The organism is Thermococcus sp., assembly GCF_015523185.1.
GTDB lineage: Archaea > Methanobacteriota_B > Thermococci > Thermococcales > Thermococcaceae > Thermococcus.
This window is the reverse complement of the sequence record NZ_WAKV01000035.1, coordinates 1-17,132: the sequence shown is the minus strand read 5'-3', so window position 1 is coordinate 17,132 and position 17,132 is coordinate 1. Positions and strand designations below refer to the sequence as shown.

Genomic DNA, 17,132 nt, shown 5'->3' with positions numbered 1-17,132 from the left:
GGATATTAAAACTTTCCCATACTGCGACTATCTAAGAGCAGTTCAACCCGCTCAACGACCTCCCGCGCGCTCCTCCCAAACACCAAAGCCATCGGCTCCTTACCCCAGTCCCCGAGGTGGTAGATTAAATCTGGCCTCCTACCTGCTCTTTTCACGGCGCTCTCGATGCCCCATTCCATGGTTCCTTTCTCGGCCCTTTTCACCTCCTCGGGCTCTTCCCCCTGTCGTAGAAGGAAACGACGAGGCCGAGCCTTTTGGCTTTTTCAACGAGTTCCTCCGAATAGCGGAGGTTCAGAACTGCCCTGACCTCTGGATAAAACTCGCGCATCTTGAGGAGGGCCCTTTTAAGATGGTCGCTCGCTCCAAGCTCGACCGGGCCAACGGGTTTTATTGTATTCCCATAGCGAACGATTCTGCCCTTGACCGCGAAGACCTCGTTAAAAGTTGTGGTGAGGGCAAAGTTCGTCCCGACCTCAGGGATGAGGGGATTAATTCTCTCGCCAAGCTCTACGAGCCCTTCGACGGCCTTCTCAAGCTCTTCCTTGGCCCTCCAGCGGTATGCGTCCCTCTCAAGTTCCCAGAGTGGATTAACGGCTCTCGCCTCGACCTTCGAAAACCTTATTGAGCCTTCAACGAAGCGCTTGGCTCCTTTCACTGCTTCCGGAAGCTCAAGGCCCTTTGCCAGGAAAGTGGCTAAAGCCGATGAGAAGGCACAGCCCGTTCCGTGGGTGAAGCCTTCCACTCTCTCGCCGGGAAACTCGTAAAACTTACCTTTCCAGTAGAGGACGTCCGTGTAACTTAAATGCCCGCCCTTGACGATGACAGCCTCTGCTCCAAGCTCCTTGGCGATGGTTTTAGACGCTTTTTTCATATCGTCAACCGAGGAGATTTTCAGCCCGCTTAGCGCTTCCGCCTCGGGAACGTTTGGGGTTACTATCGAACCCGGGATGAGGGCCTTAACGGACTCAACCGAGTCCACGAGCTTTGCGCCCGTGCTCGATTCCATGACAGGGTCAAGAACCCTCGTTAGGCCCTCCGTCTCCTGCGTTACTGCCTCGGCAATCTCTCCGCTTCCGACCATTCCGATTTTAACCGCTCTGATTTCAAGGTGCCCTTTGACTGCCCTTATCTGCTCCCTCACGACCTCAGGCGGGAGCGTATGATAACCCTTGACCTCCGAAGGGTTCTGGTAGGTGACGGTGGTTAAAACGGGGAGCGGGTGCTCGCCCAAAGCTGAGACAGTCTCGATGTCGGCATTTAAACCGGCTCCGCCCCCCGTGTCGAGGCCTGCTATAATTAAAACGGCCAACCCTATCACCTCAGCTTCTTGATGATTTCGAAGGCCGCTTTCCTACCGCTCAGGAACATCCCGCCGAATATAGGCCCCATCCTAGGTGCTCCAGCCAAAGCGTTCGCCGCCATGCCTGTAACGTACAGGCCCGGGAAGATTTCCTTCGTGTGTTTCACCGTCAGCTCTTCTCCTTTTTCGGCCCACATAGGTCCTTCTCCAAGAATCCTCTCTATCATCCCGCGCTTGAGGAGGTGTTGGCTTATCTGCGCTCCATGACCGGTAGAATCGACCACGAACTTCGCCTCAACTGTAAGGGGGTCCACGTGAAGACCCGTCATCATCACCGGCGTCCAGTTGATTACGACTCCGGCGACGCGGTTCTCCTTGACGACTAAATCTTCGACCTCAATCATGTTGAAGAACTTCACCCCGGCCTTAACGGCCCTGCTTGCAAGGGTTGTTGCTGTTTCTATCGCATCGGCAACGTAGAGGCCGTTCCTGAAGGGCCTGTAGTTTATCCCAAACTCGTCGAGGATTTCCTTCGCTTCCTCCTGGAAGACTATCCTGTTGAAGCCCATCGCACCGCCCCAGATTCCACCTCCTATTGAGAGCTTTTTCTCGAAGATTGCCACCTTTGCACCGTTCTTGGCTAAGTAGTAGCCGGCAACCATTCCGGAGGGGCCGGCACCTACAATTGCAACGTCGAGCGAGAGGTTCTCGAGAAGGTCGTTGAAGTATGCCTCGATTATCGCCCTGCTTATCTCAACCTCCCTCATAGTGACCACCCAAAACCTTTTAAGCCGCGGTCAAAACTTAGTTTTGAAATTTAAAAACTTTGTTATAAACAGGTTTTAAAATCGGGTGATAAGAATGACACAGCTTGAGGCCGCGAAGAGGGGAGAGATAACCGAGGAGATGAGATTTATAGCAGAAAGGGAAGGAATAAGCCCTGAAAAGCTCAGGAGGAGTGTGGCTAAAGGTCACACGGTCATCTTCAGAAACGTCCGCCACGACTGGGTGAAGCCGGTCGCGGTTGGCAACGTCGTTAGAGTTAAGGTGAACGCGAACATAGGGACATCCCGCGATATTGTTGACGTCAAGGTGGAGATAGAAAAGGCCAAGACGGCCGTCAAATACGGCGCTGACACGATAATGGACCTTTCAACCGGCGGGGACCTTGACGAGATAAGGAGAACCATAATGCACACCGTTGATGTGCCAATTGGAACGGTTCCAATCTATCAGGCCGCCGAGGGGATGCTGGCAAAGGGAAAGGCAATCATCGAGATGAGCGAGGACGATATGTGGAGGGCTGTTGAGAGGCACTTTAAAGATGGAGTTGACTACACGACGATTCACGTTGGGGTGACCAAGGAAGTCGTCGAGAAGATGAAGAGGACAAAGCGCGTTGTTGGCATGGTCTCGCGCGGTGGGACGTTTTTAGCGGCTTGGATACTCCACTGGGGCGAGGAAAATCCATTCTATAAAAACTACGACTATCTGCTCGAGCTGGCAAAGGAATACGACGTGGTTCTTAGTTTAGGCGACGGGTTGAGGCCCGGAGGACTTCCAGATGCCGGCGACGAGCTTCAAATAGCTGAACTGTACACCCTCGGAAGGCTCGTAAGAAAAGCCAGGGAAGTCGGAGTCCAGACGATGGTCGAGGGACCCGGGCATGTACCCATAGACCAGATAGCGGCCCAGGTGAAGCTGGCAAAGATAGCGACGGACAACGCGCCCTTCTACGTCCTCGGGCCTCTCGTTACGGACATCTTTCCCGGTTATGACCACATTACAGCCGCGATAGGAGGAGCAATAGCCGCTCTTAACGGTGCGGACTTCCTCTGTTACGTAACGCCGGCAGAGCACCTTGGACTGCCAACGGTGGAGCATGTTAGAGAAGGGATTATAGCGGCGAAGATAGCGGCGCATGCGGTAAATCTGACTCGTTTCGAGGCCGACTTTAAGAAGGACTACCTCATGAGCCTGGCCAGAGGAAGGCTCGACTGGGCGAAGCAGTTCGAGCTGAGCCAGGACAAAGAGAGGTTCATCGAGATAAGGAGGAAGAGACCGACAAAAACTGAGGCCTGCTCCATGTGCGGTGATTTGTGTGCGATAAAACTCATCAACGACATGCTGCAGAAGAGGTGAGAGCTTGAGACTCATCTATTCGGGCAAGACCAAGGACGTCTACGAAGACGGTCCTTACCTCATTTTCCACTTCAAGGACACAGTCCTCGGCAGAAAAGGGAAAGAAGACAGCGGGGGCAACGAAGTCGTTGGCGAAAAGACCGGAAAGGGGAGCGTTGTTTTGAAGCAGACCGAGTTCTTCTTCAAGCTCCTCGAAGAGAACGGGATAAAGACGCACTTTGTCGAGAGGATTGACGAGAGAAAGGCGCGCTTCCTGAAGGCCGAAAGGATTCCGCTTGAGGTAATCTACCGCGAACTCGCCTACGGGAGCTTTCTGAGGAGATATAGAGGATGGGTAAGACAGTTCCATCCTTTGGGAATAGTCGAGTTCACACTCAAGGATGACTTCCTCGACGACCCGTTGATAGCTGAAGATGCAGTAGTCGCCCTCGGCATCGCGAGTGGGGAAGATATTGAAAAAATGAAGGAAACTACAAGGAAGGTGGCCAAAATCCTGCGGGAGTTCTTCTCCTTAAAGGGCCTTCAGCTTGTTGACTTCAAGCTCGAGTTCGGCAGGCTGGACGGTGAGCTTTTGATTATAGACGAGCTGAGCGGGGACACGATGCGCGTGGCAAAGGATGAAAGGTTTCTAACCAGGGAAGAACTGCTGGAGGTGATTGGATGATAATCTCAACGATAGCTTCCCATTCCTCTCTCCAGATTCTCCTTGGGGCCAAAGACGAGGGCTTTAGGACGAGGCTCTACGTGAAGCCCGGGAGGAAGGCCTTCTACTCTTCGACAAGACTCGTGGACGAGCTTGTCGTTACGGAGGACATAGGAGCGATTCTTGATGATGATGGAATAGTGGTCCCACACGGTTCTTTTGTGGCTTACCTCGGCCTCGAGGCGATAGAGAGAGCTAAAGCGAGGTTCTTCGGTAACAAACGTTTCCTTAAGTGGGAGACAACCTTTGAACTGCAGGACAAAGCACTCGATAAAGCGGGAATACCACGCATTGAGGTGATTGAGCCGGAAGAGATTGAGCCCAACGAGCTTTACTTCGTCCGCCTTGAGGGACCGAGGGGTGGTAGCAGGCACTTTATCGCCCTTGGAGGGGAGTTAGGGGGCAAGCTGGAGGGCATTGAGAGTAACTACCGTGTGGAGCGCTTCATCCCCGGCGTTTACCTCTACGTCCACTTCTTCTACTCACCAGTCCTGGGCAGGCTTGAGCTTTTGGGCGTTGATGAACGGGTAGTTATAGCGGACGGGAACGCCCGCTGGCCGGTGAAACCGCTTCCCTACACTATAGTGGGCAACGTGGGGGTTGCCCTTAGGGAGTCTCTCCTGCCGAAGCTCTACGACTATGGATTGGCTTTCGCTGAAGCGATGAGAAAGCTCGAACCACCGGGGATAATCGGCCCCTTTGCCCTCCACTTCGCCTACGACGGGGAGTTTAAGGCAATCGGCTTCGCCTCGCGGATAGACGGAGGAAGCAACGCCCTCCACTGGTACGGGAGGATTTACTGGGAAGAGCCGATGAGTGTCGGGAGGAGGATAGCGCGGGAGATAAGGCTCGCCCTCAAGGAGAACAGGCTTGAGGAGGTGGTGACATGACCTACACAGGAAGAACCCTCGGAATTGGCCTGATGAACGGCAAGCCCTTCGCCTTCTACCTCCTCTGCTCCCGCTCCTTCCCGAATAGGAAGGCCGTGATTAAGGGCAACGCCGCTTACATAATCAATCAAACTGAGACGGACAACCCCTACGTGAGCTACCCCGTCGTGCGAACGAACGAGATGTACGCGGTGGTTACAAACGGCCTCCACACGGACTTCATCTCCCAAGCCCTCGTGTGGGAAAAGCCGAGGAAGGCTTTGGTTCACGTTCTCGATGCAATGGACTACGAGAGAGATGCCTACAACACGCCGAGGATAGCTGGAATTATAGAGCGCGGGAGCGAGCGGGGCTGGCTCGGCTTCGCCGGCAGGGATGAGTTCTGGGTAAGAAGCCTGAGACTGAAGGAGGGCAAAGCCTTCGTTACGGCGACCTACAACGTAGATGGCTTCGTTGAACTCGGCCTGAACGGCTTCAGTTCGGCCGGAGAACTGGCCTTGGAAGTTTTAAAGCTCCCCCTTGAGCACAAGGTCATGGCTTTTGGTGTTACTGAAGCTGAAAACAGGTGGGCTGTTGAGATGTCTGGGAGACCCTTCTAACAATGTTTTTATTGTCACAGGTTTAGCGTTAAAACGGTGGTTTCAATGGAAGACTCCTACGTCTGGATGGAGAACCTCAACGATAAGCGCGTTCTCCGGCTTGTCGAGGAGGAGAACAAACGCTTTAGAAAATTCGTCGGAGAGCTTAGCGACGAGCTCTTTCCCGAGGTATGGGAATACTACTCGATGCCCGTCATCTACAACACGAGGCTCACGGAGAGAGGCACAATCGCGATGTACAGGGAACGGGACAGACAGGTCATCAGGTGGCTCGACGGGAGGGTCGTTGTCGACTCCAAGGAACTGGAGAGGGAGTTCAACAATGAAATCCTCCTTCAGACGTTTTCGGTTGATAAGGCCGGCAGGTTTCTGGCCTACAGCTTCTCCATGGGCGGTGCCGACGAGGGCATAACGCGGATAGTTGACCTTAAAAGGGGTGAACTCCTCGAGGAATTCAGGCCCTCGATAAGGAACGTCGTCTTTACTGATAACGGCTACTACTTCTCGCGCTTTTACCGCCACGGAGAGGCGCCGGACGGGATTAAGGCTCCAGCGGTGAGGCTCTTCTTCAAAGATGAGAACGGGGAGAGAATGGTCTTTGGAGAGGGGCTCGGCTCCGGCCACCTCCTCTACCTAAAGGAAAGCACAGATGGAAGGACGGCGATGCTGACCGTTACATTTGGATGGAACAGCGCCGAGATTTACACGGGCCAGATTGACGAGCCTGAAAAATGGGAGAGGGTTTATTCCGCAGAAGTCCCAGCGGAGCCTATAGATGTTGTTAACGGCAGACTTTACGTTCTCACGAGGGAAGGCAGGGGCCTTGGAAAGATTATTGCTATCGATAGTGAAAAAACTATTGAGGTGATTCCTGAAGGGAATTTCCCGCTGGAGTGGGCGGTAATCATTGGCGATAAAATCCTCGCCGGTAGGCTGGTTAATGCCAGCCACAGGCTTGAGCTTTACTCGCTCAATGGCGAAAAGCTCGATGAGATAACCTTCGACCTTCCTGGAAGCGTCTACCCGCTTGACAGCGATGGGAAGAGAGCCCTCCTCAGATACGAGAGCTTCACCGTTCCATATCGCCTCTACGAGTTCGGCGGAAAGCTTAAACTTGTCGAAAAGCAGGAAGTCGAGGGGAACTTCAGAGTAGAGGAGGACTTTGTCGTCTCGAAGGACGGAACGAAAATCCACTACTTCCACGTGAAGGGAAGTGAAGACAACAAACGGGTCTGGGTCTTTGGCTACGGTGGCTTCAACGTTTCTCTGACGCCGAGGTTTTTCCCTCAGGTTATCCCCTTCATCAAGCGCGGCGGAACCTTTGCGACGGCCAACCTGCGCGGGGGCAGTGAGTATGGCGAGGAGTGGCACCGCGCTGGAATGCGGGAGAACAAGCAAAACGTCTTTGACGACTTCATAGCGGTTCTTGAAAAGCTCAAAAAAGATGGCTATAAAGTGGCCGCATGGGGAAGGAGCAACGGCGGGCTTCTTGTTTCTGCAACTCTCACCCAGAGGCCAGACGTTATGGATTCAGCTTTAATAGGCTATCCTGTTATAGACATGCTCAGGTTTCATAAACTCTACATCGGGAGAGTATGGATTCCCGAATACGGCAACCCTGACGACCCGAAGGACAGGGAGTTCCTGCTGAGGTACTCCCCATACCACAACGCCAAGCCTGCCAGATACCCGCCGACGCTCATCTACACCGGCCTTCACGACGACCGCGTTCACCCGGCGCACGCACTGAAGTTCTTCATGAAGCTGAAAGAACTTGGGGCTCCAGTTTACCTCCGCGTTGAGACCAAGAGCGGCCATATGGGCGCATCTCCAGAGACGAGGGCGAAAGAGCTGACCGATTTGCTGGCCTTCATCCTCAAGACACTCTCCTAGTTTTGGGTCTCTCTTCCGGTTTTATACCGGTTTTGATTTTACCCTCGCTTTTTACAGGAAGGACTTCAAAAACCTTGCAACCTTTTCCACAATGTCCTCCCTCGCGTAAATCCCCCACCGCCAGTGGTTTTCCTTAGCCTCGACGAGGGCCTTTACAACCGGCGAGACCTCACTGAGACGCTTGATTTCCCCGTTGTATTCCACGAAGGCGTTACGTTCCTCAAACTTGGGTATCTCAGGATAGTCCAGTAAGGCGAGGTGGCCGAATTCCCCCTCAAGTCCTTTCCTCAGTTCATCAACGAGTCTCGGCTCAAGCCTTTCACCGCTCCAGAGGACACGTTTGTAGAGCTTCCGCCCATCTATCGCTCCTATAAGTTCCCTTACTTCTCCCTTATCGCTCGCCCTGAGCCTTGCGACGAGGTCAATTTCATCCATCTGTCGTATTTCCTTCTCGGCAGTTCCTTCTAGTTCAACGGCCTTGCAGAGCATTGCACTCGCTATTCTTGCCGTGTGATGCTGGTAAACCGTTGGATACATCATGCTTCTTGATATCAGGAGGTTTTGGCCGGCCATTATGCCCTTCTCGCCGAGGACCAGTCTTCTCCCGTCCCACTTGAGGTTTCTAATGAGTCTCTCAAGGTCAACGAGGCCGTAGGCAACGCCGGTGTAGTAAGCGTCCCTCACAAGGTAGTCCATCCTGTCTGCGTCAATGTCCCCGCTCACGAGCGGATGCCTGAGAAAATCAAGGAACTCACCAATAGAAAACCGCTCCTTCAGAACGTCTCCGACTTCGCCGTGTTTTATGAGCCACCGTGTGTTTTCCTCGTGCCTTGGGTAGAGGCATTCAAGGGTGTGGGAGAAGGGATAGTGTCCAAGGTCGTGGAGAAGAGCCGAGTAAGCAACTCCTTCCTCTATTTCTGGGTTCCTTACCCATATAAGTCTCGCTATGTGGAAGGTTCCTAAGGAGTGTTCAAAGCGTGTGTGTCTGGCGGAGGGATAGACGAGGAAAGCCAGACCTAACTGGGTAATCCTCCTGAGCCTCTGGAACTCCGGCGTGTCAACCAGTCTAACGGCAAAGTCATCAAGCTCAATTCCGCCGTGTATAGGGTCGTGGACGAGTTTCATCATCTCAGCTCCACGTCTCTGCTATCACATCGTGCTTGTGGATGCTCTCGTTGCTGATAACTCTAACGTGGATTTTGCCCCTGAACTTCTCCCTCGCCTTCACAAGAATCTCCCTGGCAACGTCCTCGACGAACTTCGGGTTTGCGAACATGCCCTGCACAACCGCGTTCTCATCCACCGTCTTGAGCAGTGTATAGGTTGGATGACTGAACGAACTTTCAACGACGTCAATCATGTCCTCGAGGGCTATCTCCTCGTCGAAGTCGGTTCTTACTTCCAGCTCGCCGATAGCCCTCTGTATGTGGGTCTTCCCGTTGTTGTTGGCCATCGCGTGGGGACAGGCGGTGTTCCCTATAACCCTGACGCGGAGAACCTTCTCAAAGGTCCCGTCCTCGTTCTTGATGACACCAACCTCGACGTCGTAGGGCTCGTAGCTGGTCTTTCCGCTCGCGGGGGTCTCACGCGGGATTATAAGGTGGGTCTTTATCCACACCTCTGCGCGTCTGTGGGGGTGCTTCCCCTCAAGCCGTTTAATTATCGCCCTCCCAAGTTCCTCAAGCGAACTGTGGGCCTCCATGACTTCCTCTTCAACGGCCTCGCTCATTGCCTCGGTTATACTCTCAACGAGACGGCTCATGTGTATTCCCTTTTTCTCAGCCGGGACGTCTATCGTGACCTCGAAGAGGGGGAGGAAAGTATAAACCCTGCCCTTCCAGTTTATCTTTGCAACGCTCCTAAGGTTCGTTATTCCAACCCTCCTGAGCGGCTCTCTAATCTCCGGAACTTCCTCTTGGGTCTCAATCACTTCTCTCACCCGGGTTGCCTTAAGAAAAGGTCTTTTAAAGTTAAGCCCGGAGTTCGTTCACCATGTAGTAGACCGTCCTCAGGGGAATTCCGAGGCGCTTGCTGATTTCCTTCATGGGGACGCCTTTCTCCGCCATCTCGCGGACGAGTTTCACGGTTTTTTCGTCGTACTTTCTCGGCCTTCCGCGGGGTCTCTTCTCAGGAATTAGCTCTATCCCGAGCTGGTTTAAAGCGTAGATGACCTTCTTGGAAACCTTCGGGTAAAGGCTCGGAGGACAGCTTATTCTCCTTACGTTAGGCGCGTTCTCAAGGATTTTGACAACTACCTCCTTGGTAGGCCTGAGGCTAACGTAGACCTCAGTAACGTTCTCGTTCAGCGAGGAGAGCTTTCTCAAGAGCTCGTCATAGGTTTTAGCGCTTACTCTGACCTTCATCACCTCACCCCTGGAGAAGGTCAAGGAACCTCTTCGCCTTGTCGCTCTTCGGCATGAACTTATCAAACTTCTTAACTTCGCTCTCGCTGAACAGAACCTTGTGGAGGCCCGAGATTACGAACTTCTTAATCGCCTCCCTCAGTTCTTCCTCATCAATTCCGAGTATCTCGGCAACCTTCTTTTCATCGTAATCACTCATGCCGTAGAGCAGGGCTCCCCCGAGGAGGTAGTTGGGAACGCCACTCAGGTCCTTCCTTCTACCGGTTAACTGTCCCTCCATCTCGCACTTCCTTATGACGTACATACTACCCTGCCCTGTTTTGAAGTTCCCCTCGTGCCTGAAGGGCAAGTCCAGTATGGAGTAATGGCAGTCAACGCAGAGCTTTATCCCGGGAAAGATTCCCAGGGTTTCCCTTTCGGTCGAGGATGTCAAGAAGTAGTAGCGGAATATATCGAGGCCGAGCTTTTCCGCTCCTTTCTCCGGGTCGAGGGAAGCGTAGGCTAAAGCCAGGTTGTCAACAGTGTAGTGGTTGTTTATCAGAACTCCCCTTGTCTTCACAAAGGTGAGAACCCTCCAGCGGAACCTCCTCCCGTAGCGTTTTCTAAGCTCCATCTCGATGTCGGAATCGGCCGGAAGGTCCAGTCTGGCCTTCTTGAGCCTGTTGTTCTCGAAGTATTCAACCTCAATCCTTATGCCTTTTGTCCTTACCGTCCCCTTCTCGCGGAGCTTCCCCTTTATGAACTTGAAAGTCTCTCTGACCTCGATGCTTTCCTTGGCTAGAAGCCTGAGGACGTCACCGGAGTAAGCCAAATGGGGGAGAACTTCAAGCCTGCCGAGTTTTACGGGCTTTTCAACGGCCTTGACCTTTCCTAGGTTCTCCCGCGTTATCCTGTCGACCGTTATTTCCTTCCTGCCGAGCTTGAAGGTGTAGTTGGCCGATAACAACGCTAGGGCCATTTTGTGGGCCGTTATAGCCGAGCGGAGCCTTTCCAGAGCCAGTGCCCTGTTGTGCTTCTTCCTGTAAATCCACTGGAGGTGGGGGTCCTTGTTCTTCTTGTCCATGAAGCGAACTGAAGGGGCCGTTTCCCCAACGCGCCTCTCCAGTTCATCTTGAAGGTCGGAAAGAAGGGAGACGTTCCGGGTTAGGGTATAGGCTAACCTCACCGGTTCAAAGTTCTCGAAGAGCTCGCCCAGGTCTATGCCTATGTCGTCGAGTATCTTATTGACCCGGGCTACGAGCTCCTCCGTTGTCGTCATGGTAGCAAATCACCGTTGTTTATCTTTTCTGGTAAGTATTCTTTGGCGACGAATTCGAGGGACTTGTTTGCTAAGGCCTGCTGTTCAATCCTGACCCCCATCTTGAGTGCCATCTTGAGCTGTCTCTGCCACTCCCTGTTCTGGAACCACGGGTACTCCATCTCCTCGAGGATTCTCTTGTAGTCCCCGGTTGGACCACCTTTCTTGTTGGGGGGTATGCCTTTCAGCTTCTCGGTAACGTTCTCCAGACCATAGCGCTTTATGTCGTCCATGGTCATGCCGACGAACTTCGCCTCGGGAGTGGCAAGCTTATCGCTGAGGTAGGCCAGATTAATCGAACCCTGTTTTATGGTGGAGTAGATGTACCAACCGTAGGGGTCGCCATCGGTGAAGACTATAATGGGCAGTCCCTCCTCATAGTGGAGCCTGTGGATTAAACGCCTAACACCACGCGAAGCCTGTCCCTGCGTAGCTATGATTAGGGCGTTTTCCTTCTTCGGGAACTTTTCCTCAATGAGACGGTCAGCCATAGCCGCGGTCTCGACAACGAGTGCATAATCCACGTTTATCTCCGGGAACTGAATGTGCTCAACCGTTCCAGGAACGGCCCAGCCACCGCTTCCGAGCTTGCTCGCGTTGAACTCGTCTTCACCGTCCCTAATCACGATGTCACCGTAGATGTAACCGCGCCTGTCGGCTGTAATGTGCATCTCCTCGCGCAGAACTCCGAGCATTCTCTCCAAGTCCTCGATAATCGGGTCGCTCTCGCGCTGGTCCTCGAAGGTGTTCTCCTTCGTCCCGGGAATAGTGTGCTTGTTGGCATAGTATGCTTCACGAAGGCTCGCGTGCTTGCCTTCGGCAACCAGGCGCTTAACGTATGCCATTATGAGTAAGGTTTGCATGAACTTTCTGGCGTGTGCCACGTTGAGGAAGTAACGCCTCGATAGTTTATCGCCCATCTTGATTAGCCGGCTCTTCTCGTCGAAGTAGACGTTGTTTAAACCACGGGTCGGTATGTCGAAGTAGGGGTTTTTACCGGATTTTATCGCCTCAAGGACGCTCCTTCCGTACTCCTCAAGCTTGCTGAGGACTTTTTTGGGGTCGTATGAGAACTTCTCCTTGGGCTTCTCGCGTCGTATGGCCCTAGGCATTCTCGCTCACCTCCACGGGGGCCTCTTTGGAGGCAAAATGGCTCTCAATAAACCTCAGGAAGTACTCCCTAATCGTCTCCTCCGGCTCGCCGGTTAGTATGCTAAGGGCCCTCGCTATCTCGGGAACGTACTTCTCAAAGGTCTTCTTCCTCTTGACCTGGTAGAGGCGTCTGTGCTTCCCGCTGAGGTAAGTCTGTAACCTTCTTGCAACATCCATTATGGCGAGGCGAATCTCGTTGTATATTTCATCAACGCTCGCTATGCTCTGCTTCCCCGTCCCGGTGTAGGGGACGTGAACTGAAACCACGTTAATCATGAGGACCAGTGGCGCCCTGTCGAGGTCATCTACCTTGTAGCGCCTCCAGTCTATGGAGCGGGCTGCTTGAGTTGTTACACATGAACCAGCATCGAAGAGGAGCGGAACGCGGTTGGCATATCTCAAGAGCTCAAAACCGCTCGGAATCTCACCGCCGTACGCTAAGCCGACCTCCACCTGGAAGGGGATTCCACCGGAATAGACCTTAGGTGGCCTCGTCACGGCAGTCACGAACTCCGGCTTGAGGATTCCCTTAAGGCCCTTCTTAATGTTCTCCTCACCTATTGGCCTTAGACCGTGGGTCGGAGGAGCTAAGAACTTCATGTACTTGAAGGCCTCGACTATCTCTTCCGCTTCCTGCCAAGTCAACTTCTCCGGTGGCTTTTCCATAATCTTAGCGACCTGTTTGATGACCTTGGTGTAACCCCTGAAGGAGCGGAGGACGGCCTTAACCTCGCCCTTCATGAGCCTCTCGTAGAGCTGTTCCTGAACCTTCTTGTCCTCGACGGTCTTAATCAGCCTCAGGGCGGCGATGTATTCAATAAGCTCGTCAACCTTCTTGTCGCTTATCCTTGAGAACTCGCCGATGAGGAAGCGCCTTACCGTTTGGCGCTTTGTTTTCTTGGCCATCCTGTAAACGTCGTCCGTCAGGACACCTTTCGGGTGAGGCTTCATCTCAACGGGTGGTTTGGGTATCTCATCACTCGAGCGCGGGAAAACGATGAGCCTTCCGTCGGGCTCGATTAGCTCTATGTGGGCGTGGGGGTTGGCTATCGCGGTTAGCTTGAGGTACCAGTAAACACCCTGCTTTGAGCGGATGTAGCGAACGTTCTTGACTTCGAGTTCTATCCTCGTTCCGTGCCAGTCATCGGGGTTTGGGTGTTTTTCCTTCTTGACTATTTTACCCTCGTTCTTGTCAACGTCAATCTTAACCCATGCTTCAATTATCTCCTCGCCGGTTGAGGTTATTACTCGAGTAGCCTTTCCACTTGTAGTCTGAGCGAACATCACGGCTCCAGATATCCCAAGCCCCTGCTGACCGCGGCTCTGTATGTTCCTGTGGGCCTTGGTTCCGGCGAGCATCTTTCCAAAGACGTGGGTTATGTACTTTTCGGGAATTCCCGGACCATTATCCTCAACGACAACTCTGTAATGCTCCCTTCCGAGTTCTTCAATCTCGACCCTTATGTAGGGCGGAATACCGGCCTCTTCACAGGCATCTAGGGAGTTCGTTACCGCCTCGTGGACGAGCGTTGTTAGGGAGCGAACCTTTCCAGTATAGCCGAGCATTGCTGCGTTTCGTCTGAAGAACTCGCTGACACTCTGGATTTTGAACTCCTTAAAGAGCTGACTTGCCTCTGCCATCTTCATTCCTCCTCCAGCTCATCAAGATGGCCTTCAAGGGCCTCGTAATAGTTTGAGCTCTCAAGTTCCAAATCCTTCTTTCTCCTCTCAAGGTAGCGGTAAACTACCCCGTGGGGCGAGCCCCTGGCCAGCTTTTCAATGGCCGTTCTGGCCACCTCGACTTGAATGGGGTTACCTATTATCGCGACGGTCTTTCCGTAGACGCTCACATCTGCACCGCTCATCTCCTCGATAATCTCCCTTGTCCTGCCCTTCCTTCCGATGATTCTACCCCTAACCCTAGGCAGGGCGTTCTTCTCGTTTCCAACGACTATATCGTTGAGGTTGACAACCTCAAGTATTTCACCCTCGTTGAAGAGCCTGAAGGCTCTCTCAGGCGAGAAACCCCTCCCTATAGCGAGAACCACATCTCTAGCCTTCCAGACGGCGAGGGGATCCTTGGTATCCTTTGTGGAGGTTATAAAAACCTCCCCGGTCTCGCTGTCAACTTCTATTTTCGTCCCGGTCCTTTCTTCGATTTCCCTCTTCGTTTTGCCCTTCTTTCCGATGAGAACAGCTATCCTCTCCCTCGGAATCCTCACGAACTCCTCCTGTTCACCTTCGGCAAGGTAATCAATCTCTCCCAGTTCGGGCTCTTCAACGGGTTTTCCGTCCTTATCAACGCGCTCGTACTTCTTCAGGAGCCTCTCAAACTCGTCCATGTTCTCACCTCTCAACAAGCTCGCGGAACTTCACCTCGTAATCCTCAACGTCCACTCCTTTCCTCGCGAAGTAGTTTGTAACGTTTCTCAGGTCCCTCTTCAACAGTTCAAGGCTCATCCTGTTTCTCCTTACCGTTGCCTGCGACCAGTCTATCACAACCGGCCCGTCCCAGAGGAGGACGTTGTACTCGCTTAAATCGCCATGAACCATATCTCCCCTCTTCCAGAGTCTCTCTATGACGCCGATTAAGTAACTGTAAAGCTCCTCAAAGTCTCTTTTCTCGAGGTTTTTCTCAACGTCTTTAAGCCTGGGAGCGGGAAGCTCATCGCCGATGAACTCCATAACCAAAACGTTGTTCCGGAAGATTATCGGCTCAGGAACGCGAACCGCGTACTTTATGGCCCTCTGGAGGTTTTTGAATTCTCTCCTCGTCCAGGCGAAGATGAGCTTCCTCATGTCCTTTGGAAGGTAGCCGATGCGCGGGTCTCCGGCCAAGTACTCCCAGATGCGGCGGAACTCGGTGGTGTAGGTGCGGTAGATTTTAACTGCTATCTTCTCTCCCCTGGAATCAACGCCCGCGAAGACGTTGGCCTCTTTTCCCGTGCTTATGACACCATAGAGCTCCTCTATTTTCCCGCGCCTGTGGAGGTATGCTAGTGTCTCCTTTGTTGTCCTGTCAAAGACCTCGTTGGCTATCTTGTAGAGCTCGCTGTCCTTTTCCCTCCTGTCTCTAAGACCAAGTATCTCCTCGATTTCTCGCTCAAGTGCTTCCTCGTGCATCGCCACCACTCAGGAAATCAGAACAACAGCTCCCCGCCGGTTAGGAAGTCCTGGCTTATCTTGCCCTTCCTGAGGAGCCAGTCCACCTGGGTTCTCGTATAGCGGTAAACAATGTCACCGCGCTCATCCGTCTGGACGGGCCAGGGCTGGACTATGACGACGTCACCAACGCGCATCCACATCCTTCTCCTGAGCTTGCCCGGAATCCTGCATCTTCTAACCTTTCCGTCCTCACAGCGGACGTCCATCCATCCGGCGCCAAGGGCCTGCTCTATAACGCCGAAGAGCTGTCCTTTACTCCTATCGGGGAGGGGAACTCGAATTACCTCGTCACCCTCAACTTTTCTGTCCTTCTTTTTTGGAGCCATGAGCATCACCTCCCACCGCTATGTTTGAGCCCTTATAAGCTTACCCCTGCAAAAATTCTGCAGGGAACTAATCCACTAGATTTTTAAAATTTTTGCAAAAGAATTACCCAAATTTGTTCACTACAGGAACATCAAAGTTTAAAAGAGAACCGGAACACTTGAAGTGGGAGCGAGATGAAGGCGGTTGAGGCGGAGAACCTAACGATATTTTACGGAGGAAAACCGGCCTTGAGCGACGTAACGTTTGGCTTAGATGAAGGGAGAACTCTCCTCCTTCTCGGCCCAAACGGTGCTGGGAAGACGACGCTCCTCAAGACGATAGCCTGCTTTCACCGCGAATACTCAGGGAAGCTCCTTGTGTTTGGAAAAAAGCCCTGTAATGCTAGGAGTTTAATCGGCTACGTTCCCCAGAGCAGTTCCCTCAACGAGCGCGTTCCTTTAACGGCTCTGGAAGTCGTCGCCATGGGTGGCATATACCGGAGGGGCTTCTTTCATTTCAAAATCCCTGAAGAAATCCTCAGGAAGGCGGAGGAAGTTTTGACCTTCGTCGGTTTAAACCACGTTAAGGACGAACTCTTCCGAGAACTATCGGGCGGTCAGAAGCAGAGGGTTCTTCTGGCGAGGGCTTTGATGAGCGACCCAAGGCTACTCCTCCTTGATGAGCCCCTCTCTGCGTTGGACCCCAGTGCGAGGGTCGAAGTTACGAACGTCCTCAGCAAGATAAAGTCAGAGAGGAACGTCACGATGATTATAACTACTCATGACATCAACCCGCTCCTCGAGATAGGCGACCTTGTGATGCTGATTAACAAACGCCTCATAGCCTTTGGAAAGCCCGAAGAAGTCCTGATAGATGAGGTCATAAAGTCCGTTTATGGCCCGATGGCCAAGGTTATTCCTGTCGGCGGAAAGCTCTACTGCATAACGGGTGACTTCCACATCCACAGAGGTGGTGGCCTGTGATTCCGGAGTTTATCCTCAGGGCAATCCTCGCGAGCATAATGGTCAGCGTTCTACTGGGTCTTCTGAGCCCGCTGATAAACACCAAGGGACTGGCTTTTCTGACCCATGCTCTCTTTCACGCGCTCCTCTTTGGAGCTGTTCTAGGAATGATTCTGGCCTTAATTTTCAACAGCTACGCCCTCGTTACCCTCGTGGCGCTCATCGTCACGATTGCAATCGTTCTAATCATCGCCCAGCTTGAAAAGCTCGGCTTTACACCTGATTCGGCAGTCGGAATAGTGGCGAGCTTTGTGGCCGGCCTAACGGTTCTCGGCTTTGGAGTACTCTACAAGGTTATGG

The 17,132-nt window shown here is 52.9% G+C and carries 17 protein-coding genes and 1 pseudogene; 7 read left to right on the top strand and 11 right to left on the bottom strand.

The annotated features are described in order from the left end of the window. Positions 1 to 5: 5 nt before the first annotated feature. A pseudogene (thiD, locus tag F7B33_RS04055) lies at positions 6 to 1,309 on the bottom strand (bifunctional hydroxymethylpyrimidine kinase/phosphomethylpyrimidine kinase). A gap of 5 nt (positions 1,310 to 1,314) precedes the next feature. Further along, complete coding sequence (locus tag F7B33_RS04050) at positions 1,315 to 2,067, bottom strand: sulfide-dependent adenosine diphosphate thiazole synthase (RefSeq protein ID WP_297065628.1); 753 nt, start codon at positions 2,065 to 2,067, stop codon at positions 1,315 to 1,317. A 94-nt stretch (positions 2,068 to 2,161) separates the two neighbouring features. Here F7B33_RS04050 and thiC point away from each other — a divergent pair, with 94 nt between their 5' ends. The 5 genes from thiC to F7B33_RS04025 are packed head-to-tail and all read left to right on the top strand — an operon-like array spanning position 2,162 to position 7,527. Next, positions 2,162 to 3,442: a phosphomethylpyrimidine synthase ThiC gene (gene thiC / locus F7B33_RS04045; protein WP_297073294.1), complete on the top strand. Its 1,281-nt coding sequence runs from the start codon at positions 2,162 to 2,164 to the stop codon at positions 3,440 to 3,442. 4 nt (positions 3,443 to 3,446) lie between these two features. Further along, positions 3,447 to 4,106 (top strand): phosphoribosylaminoimidazolesuccinocarboxamide synthase, encoded by a 660-nt coding sequence (locus tag F7B33_RS04040; RefSeq protein WP_297073235.1) that lies wholly within the window; start codon positions 3,447 to 3,449, stop codon positions 4,104 to 4,106. Beyond that, on the top strand, positions 4,103 to 5,035 hold the full coding sequence (locus tag F7B33_RS04035) for a formate--phosphoribosylaminoimidazolecarboxamide ligase (protein WP_297073233.1): 933 nt from the start codon (positions 4,103 to 4,105) through the stop codon (positions 5,033 to 5,035). Before F7B33_RS04040 ends, F7B33_RS04035 begins: the two co-directional genes overlap by 4 nt. Continuing rightward, positions 5,032 to 5,634 carry an IMP cyclohydrolase gene (locus F7B33_RS04030; protein WP_297073231.1) on the top strand — a complete coding sequence of 201 codons (603 nt, stop codon included), beginning with the start codon at positions 5,032 to 5,034 and terminating at the stop codon, positions 5,632 to 5,634. Before F7B33_RS04035 ends, F7B33_RS04030 begins: the two co-directional genes overlap by 4 nt. A gap of 45 nt (positions 5,635 to 5,679) precedes the next feature. Continuing rightward, positions 5,680 to 7,527: a prolyl oligopeptidase family serine peptidase gene (locus F7B33_RS04025; RefSeq protein WP_297073289.1), complete on the top strand. Its 1,848-nt coding sequence runs from the start codon at positions 5,680 to 5,682 to the stop codon at positions 7,525 to 7,527. A 51-nt stretch (positions 7,528 to 7,578) separates the two neighbouring features. Here the strand turns inward: F7B33_RS04025 and F7B33_RS04020 are convergent, their stop codons facing one another. The 9 genes from F7B33_RS04020 to eif1A are packed head-to-tail and all read right to left on the bottom strand — an operon-like array spanning position 7,579 to position 15,830. Next, positions 7,579 to 8,652 carry an HD domain-containing protein gene (locus F7B33_RS04020; protein WP_297073287.1) on the bottom strand — a complete coding sequence of 358 codons (1,074 nt, stop codon included), beginning with the start codon at positions 8,650 to 8,652 and terminating at the stop codon, positions 7,579 to 7,581. A 4-nt stretch (positions 8,653 to 8,656) separates the two neighbouring features. Continuing rightward, a complete protein-coding gene (locus F7B33_RS04015; protein ID WP_297062352.1) occupies positions 8,657 to 9,457 on the bottom strand; it encodes a GTP cyclohydrolase IV in 801 nt (266 codons plus the stop codon). Between the two features lie 40 nt (positions 9,458 to 9,497). Further along, positions 9,498 to 9,890: a DUF1699 family protein gene (locus F7B33_RS04010; RefSeq protein WP_297062343.1), complete on the bottom strand. Its 393-nt coding sequence runs from the start codon at positions 9,888 to 9,890 to the stop codon at positions 9,498 to 9,500. A gap of 4 nt (positions 9,891 to 9,894) precedes the next feature. Continuing rightward, positions 9,895 to 11,148 (bottom strand): DUF530 family protein, encoded by a 1,254-nt coding sequence (locus tag F7B33_RS04005; RefSeq protein WP_297073229.1) that lies wholly within the window; start codon positions 11,146 to 11,148, stop codon positions 9,895 to 9,897. Then, on the bottom strand, positions 11,145 to 12,299 hold the full coding sequence (locus F7B33_RS04000) for a DNA topoisomerase IV subunit A (RefSeq protein WP_297073226.1): 1,155 nt from the start codon (positions 12,297 to 12,299) through the stop codon (positions 11,145 to 11,147). Before F7B33_RS04000 ends, F7B33_RS04005 begins: the two co-directional genes overlap by 4 nt. Then, entirely contained in the window at positions 12,292 to 13,980 is a 1,689-nt protein-coding gene (top6B, locus tag F7B33_RS03995) for a DNA topoisomerase VI subunit B (protein WP_297066251.1), read from the bottom strand. Before top6B ends, F7B33_RS04000 begins: the two co-directional genes overlap by 8 nt. Positions 13,981 to 13,982: 2 nt before the next feature. Further along, positions 13,983 to 14,681 (bottom strand): KH domain-containing protein, encoded by a 699-nt coding sequence (locus F7B33_RS03990; RefSeq protein WP_297066204.1) that lies wholly within the window; start codon positions 14,679 to 14,681, stop codon positions 13,983 to 13,985. Between the two features lie 4 nt (positions 14,682 to 14,685). After that, positions 14,686 to 15,462 carry a serine protein kinase RIO gene (locus F7B33_RS03985; RefSeq protein ID WP_297066254.1) on the bottom strand — a complete coding sequence of 259 codons (777 nt, stop codon included), beginning with the start codon at positions 15,460 to 15,462 and terminating at the stop codon, positions 14,686 to 14,688. A 17-nt stretch (positions 15,463 to 15,479) separates the two neighbouring features. Next, entirely contained in the window at positions 15,480 to 15,830 is a 351-nt protein-coding gene (gene eif1A, locus F7B33_RS03980; RefSeq protein ID WP_297066257.1) for a translation initiation factor eIF-1A, read from the bottom strand. Positions 15,831 to 16,004: 174 nt separating this feature from the next. On the opposite strand from eif1A, the gene F7B33_RS03975 reads away from it, so the two are divergent. Together F7B33_RS03975 and F7B33_RS03970 are read left to right on the top strand one after the other, a co-directional pair. Beyond that, positions 16,005 to 16,793 carry a metal ABC transporter ATP-binding protein gene (locus F7B33_RS03975; RefSeq protein WP_297073225.1) on the top strand — a complete coding sequence of 263 codons (789 nt, stop codon included), beginning with the start codon at positions 16,005 to 16,007 and terminating at the stop codon, positions 16,791 to 16,793. Next, a partial coding sequence (locus F7B33_RS03970; protein ID WP_297073223.1) for a metal ABC transporter permease occupies positions 16,790 to 17,132 on the top strand: 343 nt, incomplete at its 3' end. The genes F7B33_RS03975 and F7B33_RS03970, both read left to right, overlap by 4 nt.

Coding starts and splice junctions, on each gene's coding strand:
- F7B33_RS04030 (WP_297073231.1), top strand. CDS start 5,032: ATGACCTACACAGGAAGAACCCTCGGAATTGGCCTGATGAACGGCAAG.
- F7B33_RS04050 (WP_297065628.1), bottom strand. CDS start 2,067: ATGAGGGAGGTTGAGATAAGCAGGGCGATAATCGAGGCATACTTCAAC.
- F7B33_RS03990 (WP_297066204.1), bottom strand. CDS start 14,681: ATGGACGAGTTTGAGAGGCTCCTGAAGAAGTACGAGCGCGTTGATAAG.
- F7B33_RS04020 (WP_297073287.1), bottom strand. CDS start 8,652: ATGAAACTCGTCCACGACCCTATACACGGCGGAATTGAGCTTGATGAC.
- F7B33_RS04005 (WP_297073229.1), bottom strand. CDS start 11,148: ATGACGACAACGGAGGAGCTCGTAGCCCGGGTCAATAAGATACTCGAC.
- F7B33_RS03985 (WP_297066254.1), bottom strand. CDS start 15,462: ATGCACGAGGAAGCACTTGAGCGAGAAATCGAGGAGATACTTGGTCTT.
- thiC (WP_297073294.1), top strand. CDS start 2,162: ATGACACAGCTTGAGGCCGCGAAGAGGGGAGAGATAACCGAGGAGATG.
- F7B33_RS03975 (WP_297073225.1), top strand. CDS start 16,005: ATGAAGGCGGTTGAGGCGGAGAACCTAACGATATTTTACGGAGGAAAA.
- eif1A (WP_297066257.1), bottom strand. CDS start 15,830: ATGGCTCCAAAAAAGAAGGACAGAAAAGTTGAGGGTGACGAGGTAATT.
- F7B33_RS04035 (WP_297073233.1), top strand. CDS start 4,103: ATGATAATCTCAACGATAGCTTCCCATTCCTCTCTCCAGATTCTCCTT.
- top6B (WP_297066251.1), bottom strand. CDS start 13,980: ATGGCAGAGGCAAGTCAGCTCTTTAAGGAGTTCAAAATCCAGAGTGTC.
- F7B33_RS04025 (WP_297073289.1), top strand. CDS start 5,680: ATGGAAGACTCCTACGTCTGGATGGAGAACCTCAACGATAAGCGCGTT.
- F7B33_RS04000 (WP_297073226.1), bottom strand. CDS start 12,299: ATGCCTAGGGCCATACGACGCGAGAAGCCCAAGGAGAAGTTCTCATAC.
- F7B33_RS04010 (WP_297062343.1), bottom strand. CDS start 9,890: ATGAAGGTCAGAGTAAGCGCTAAAACCTATGACGAGCTCTTGAGAAAG.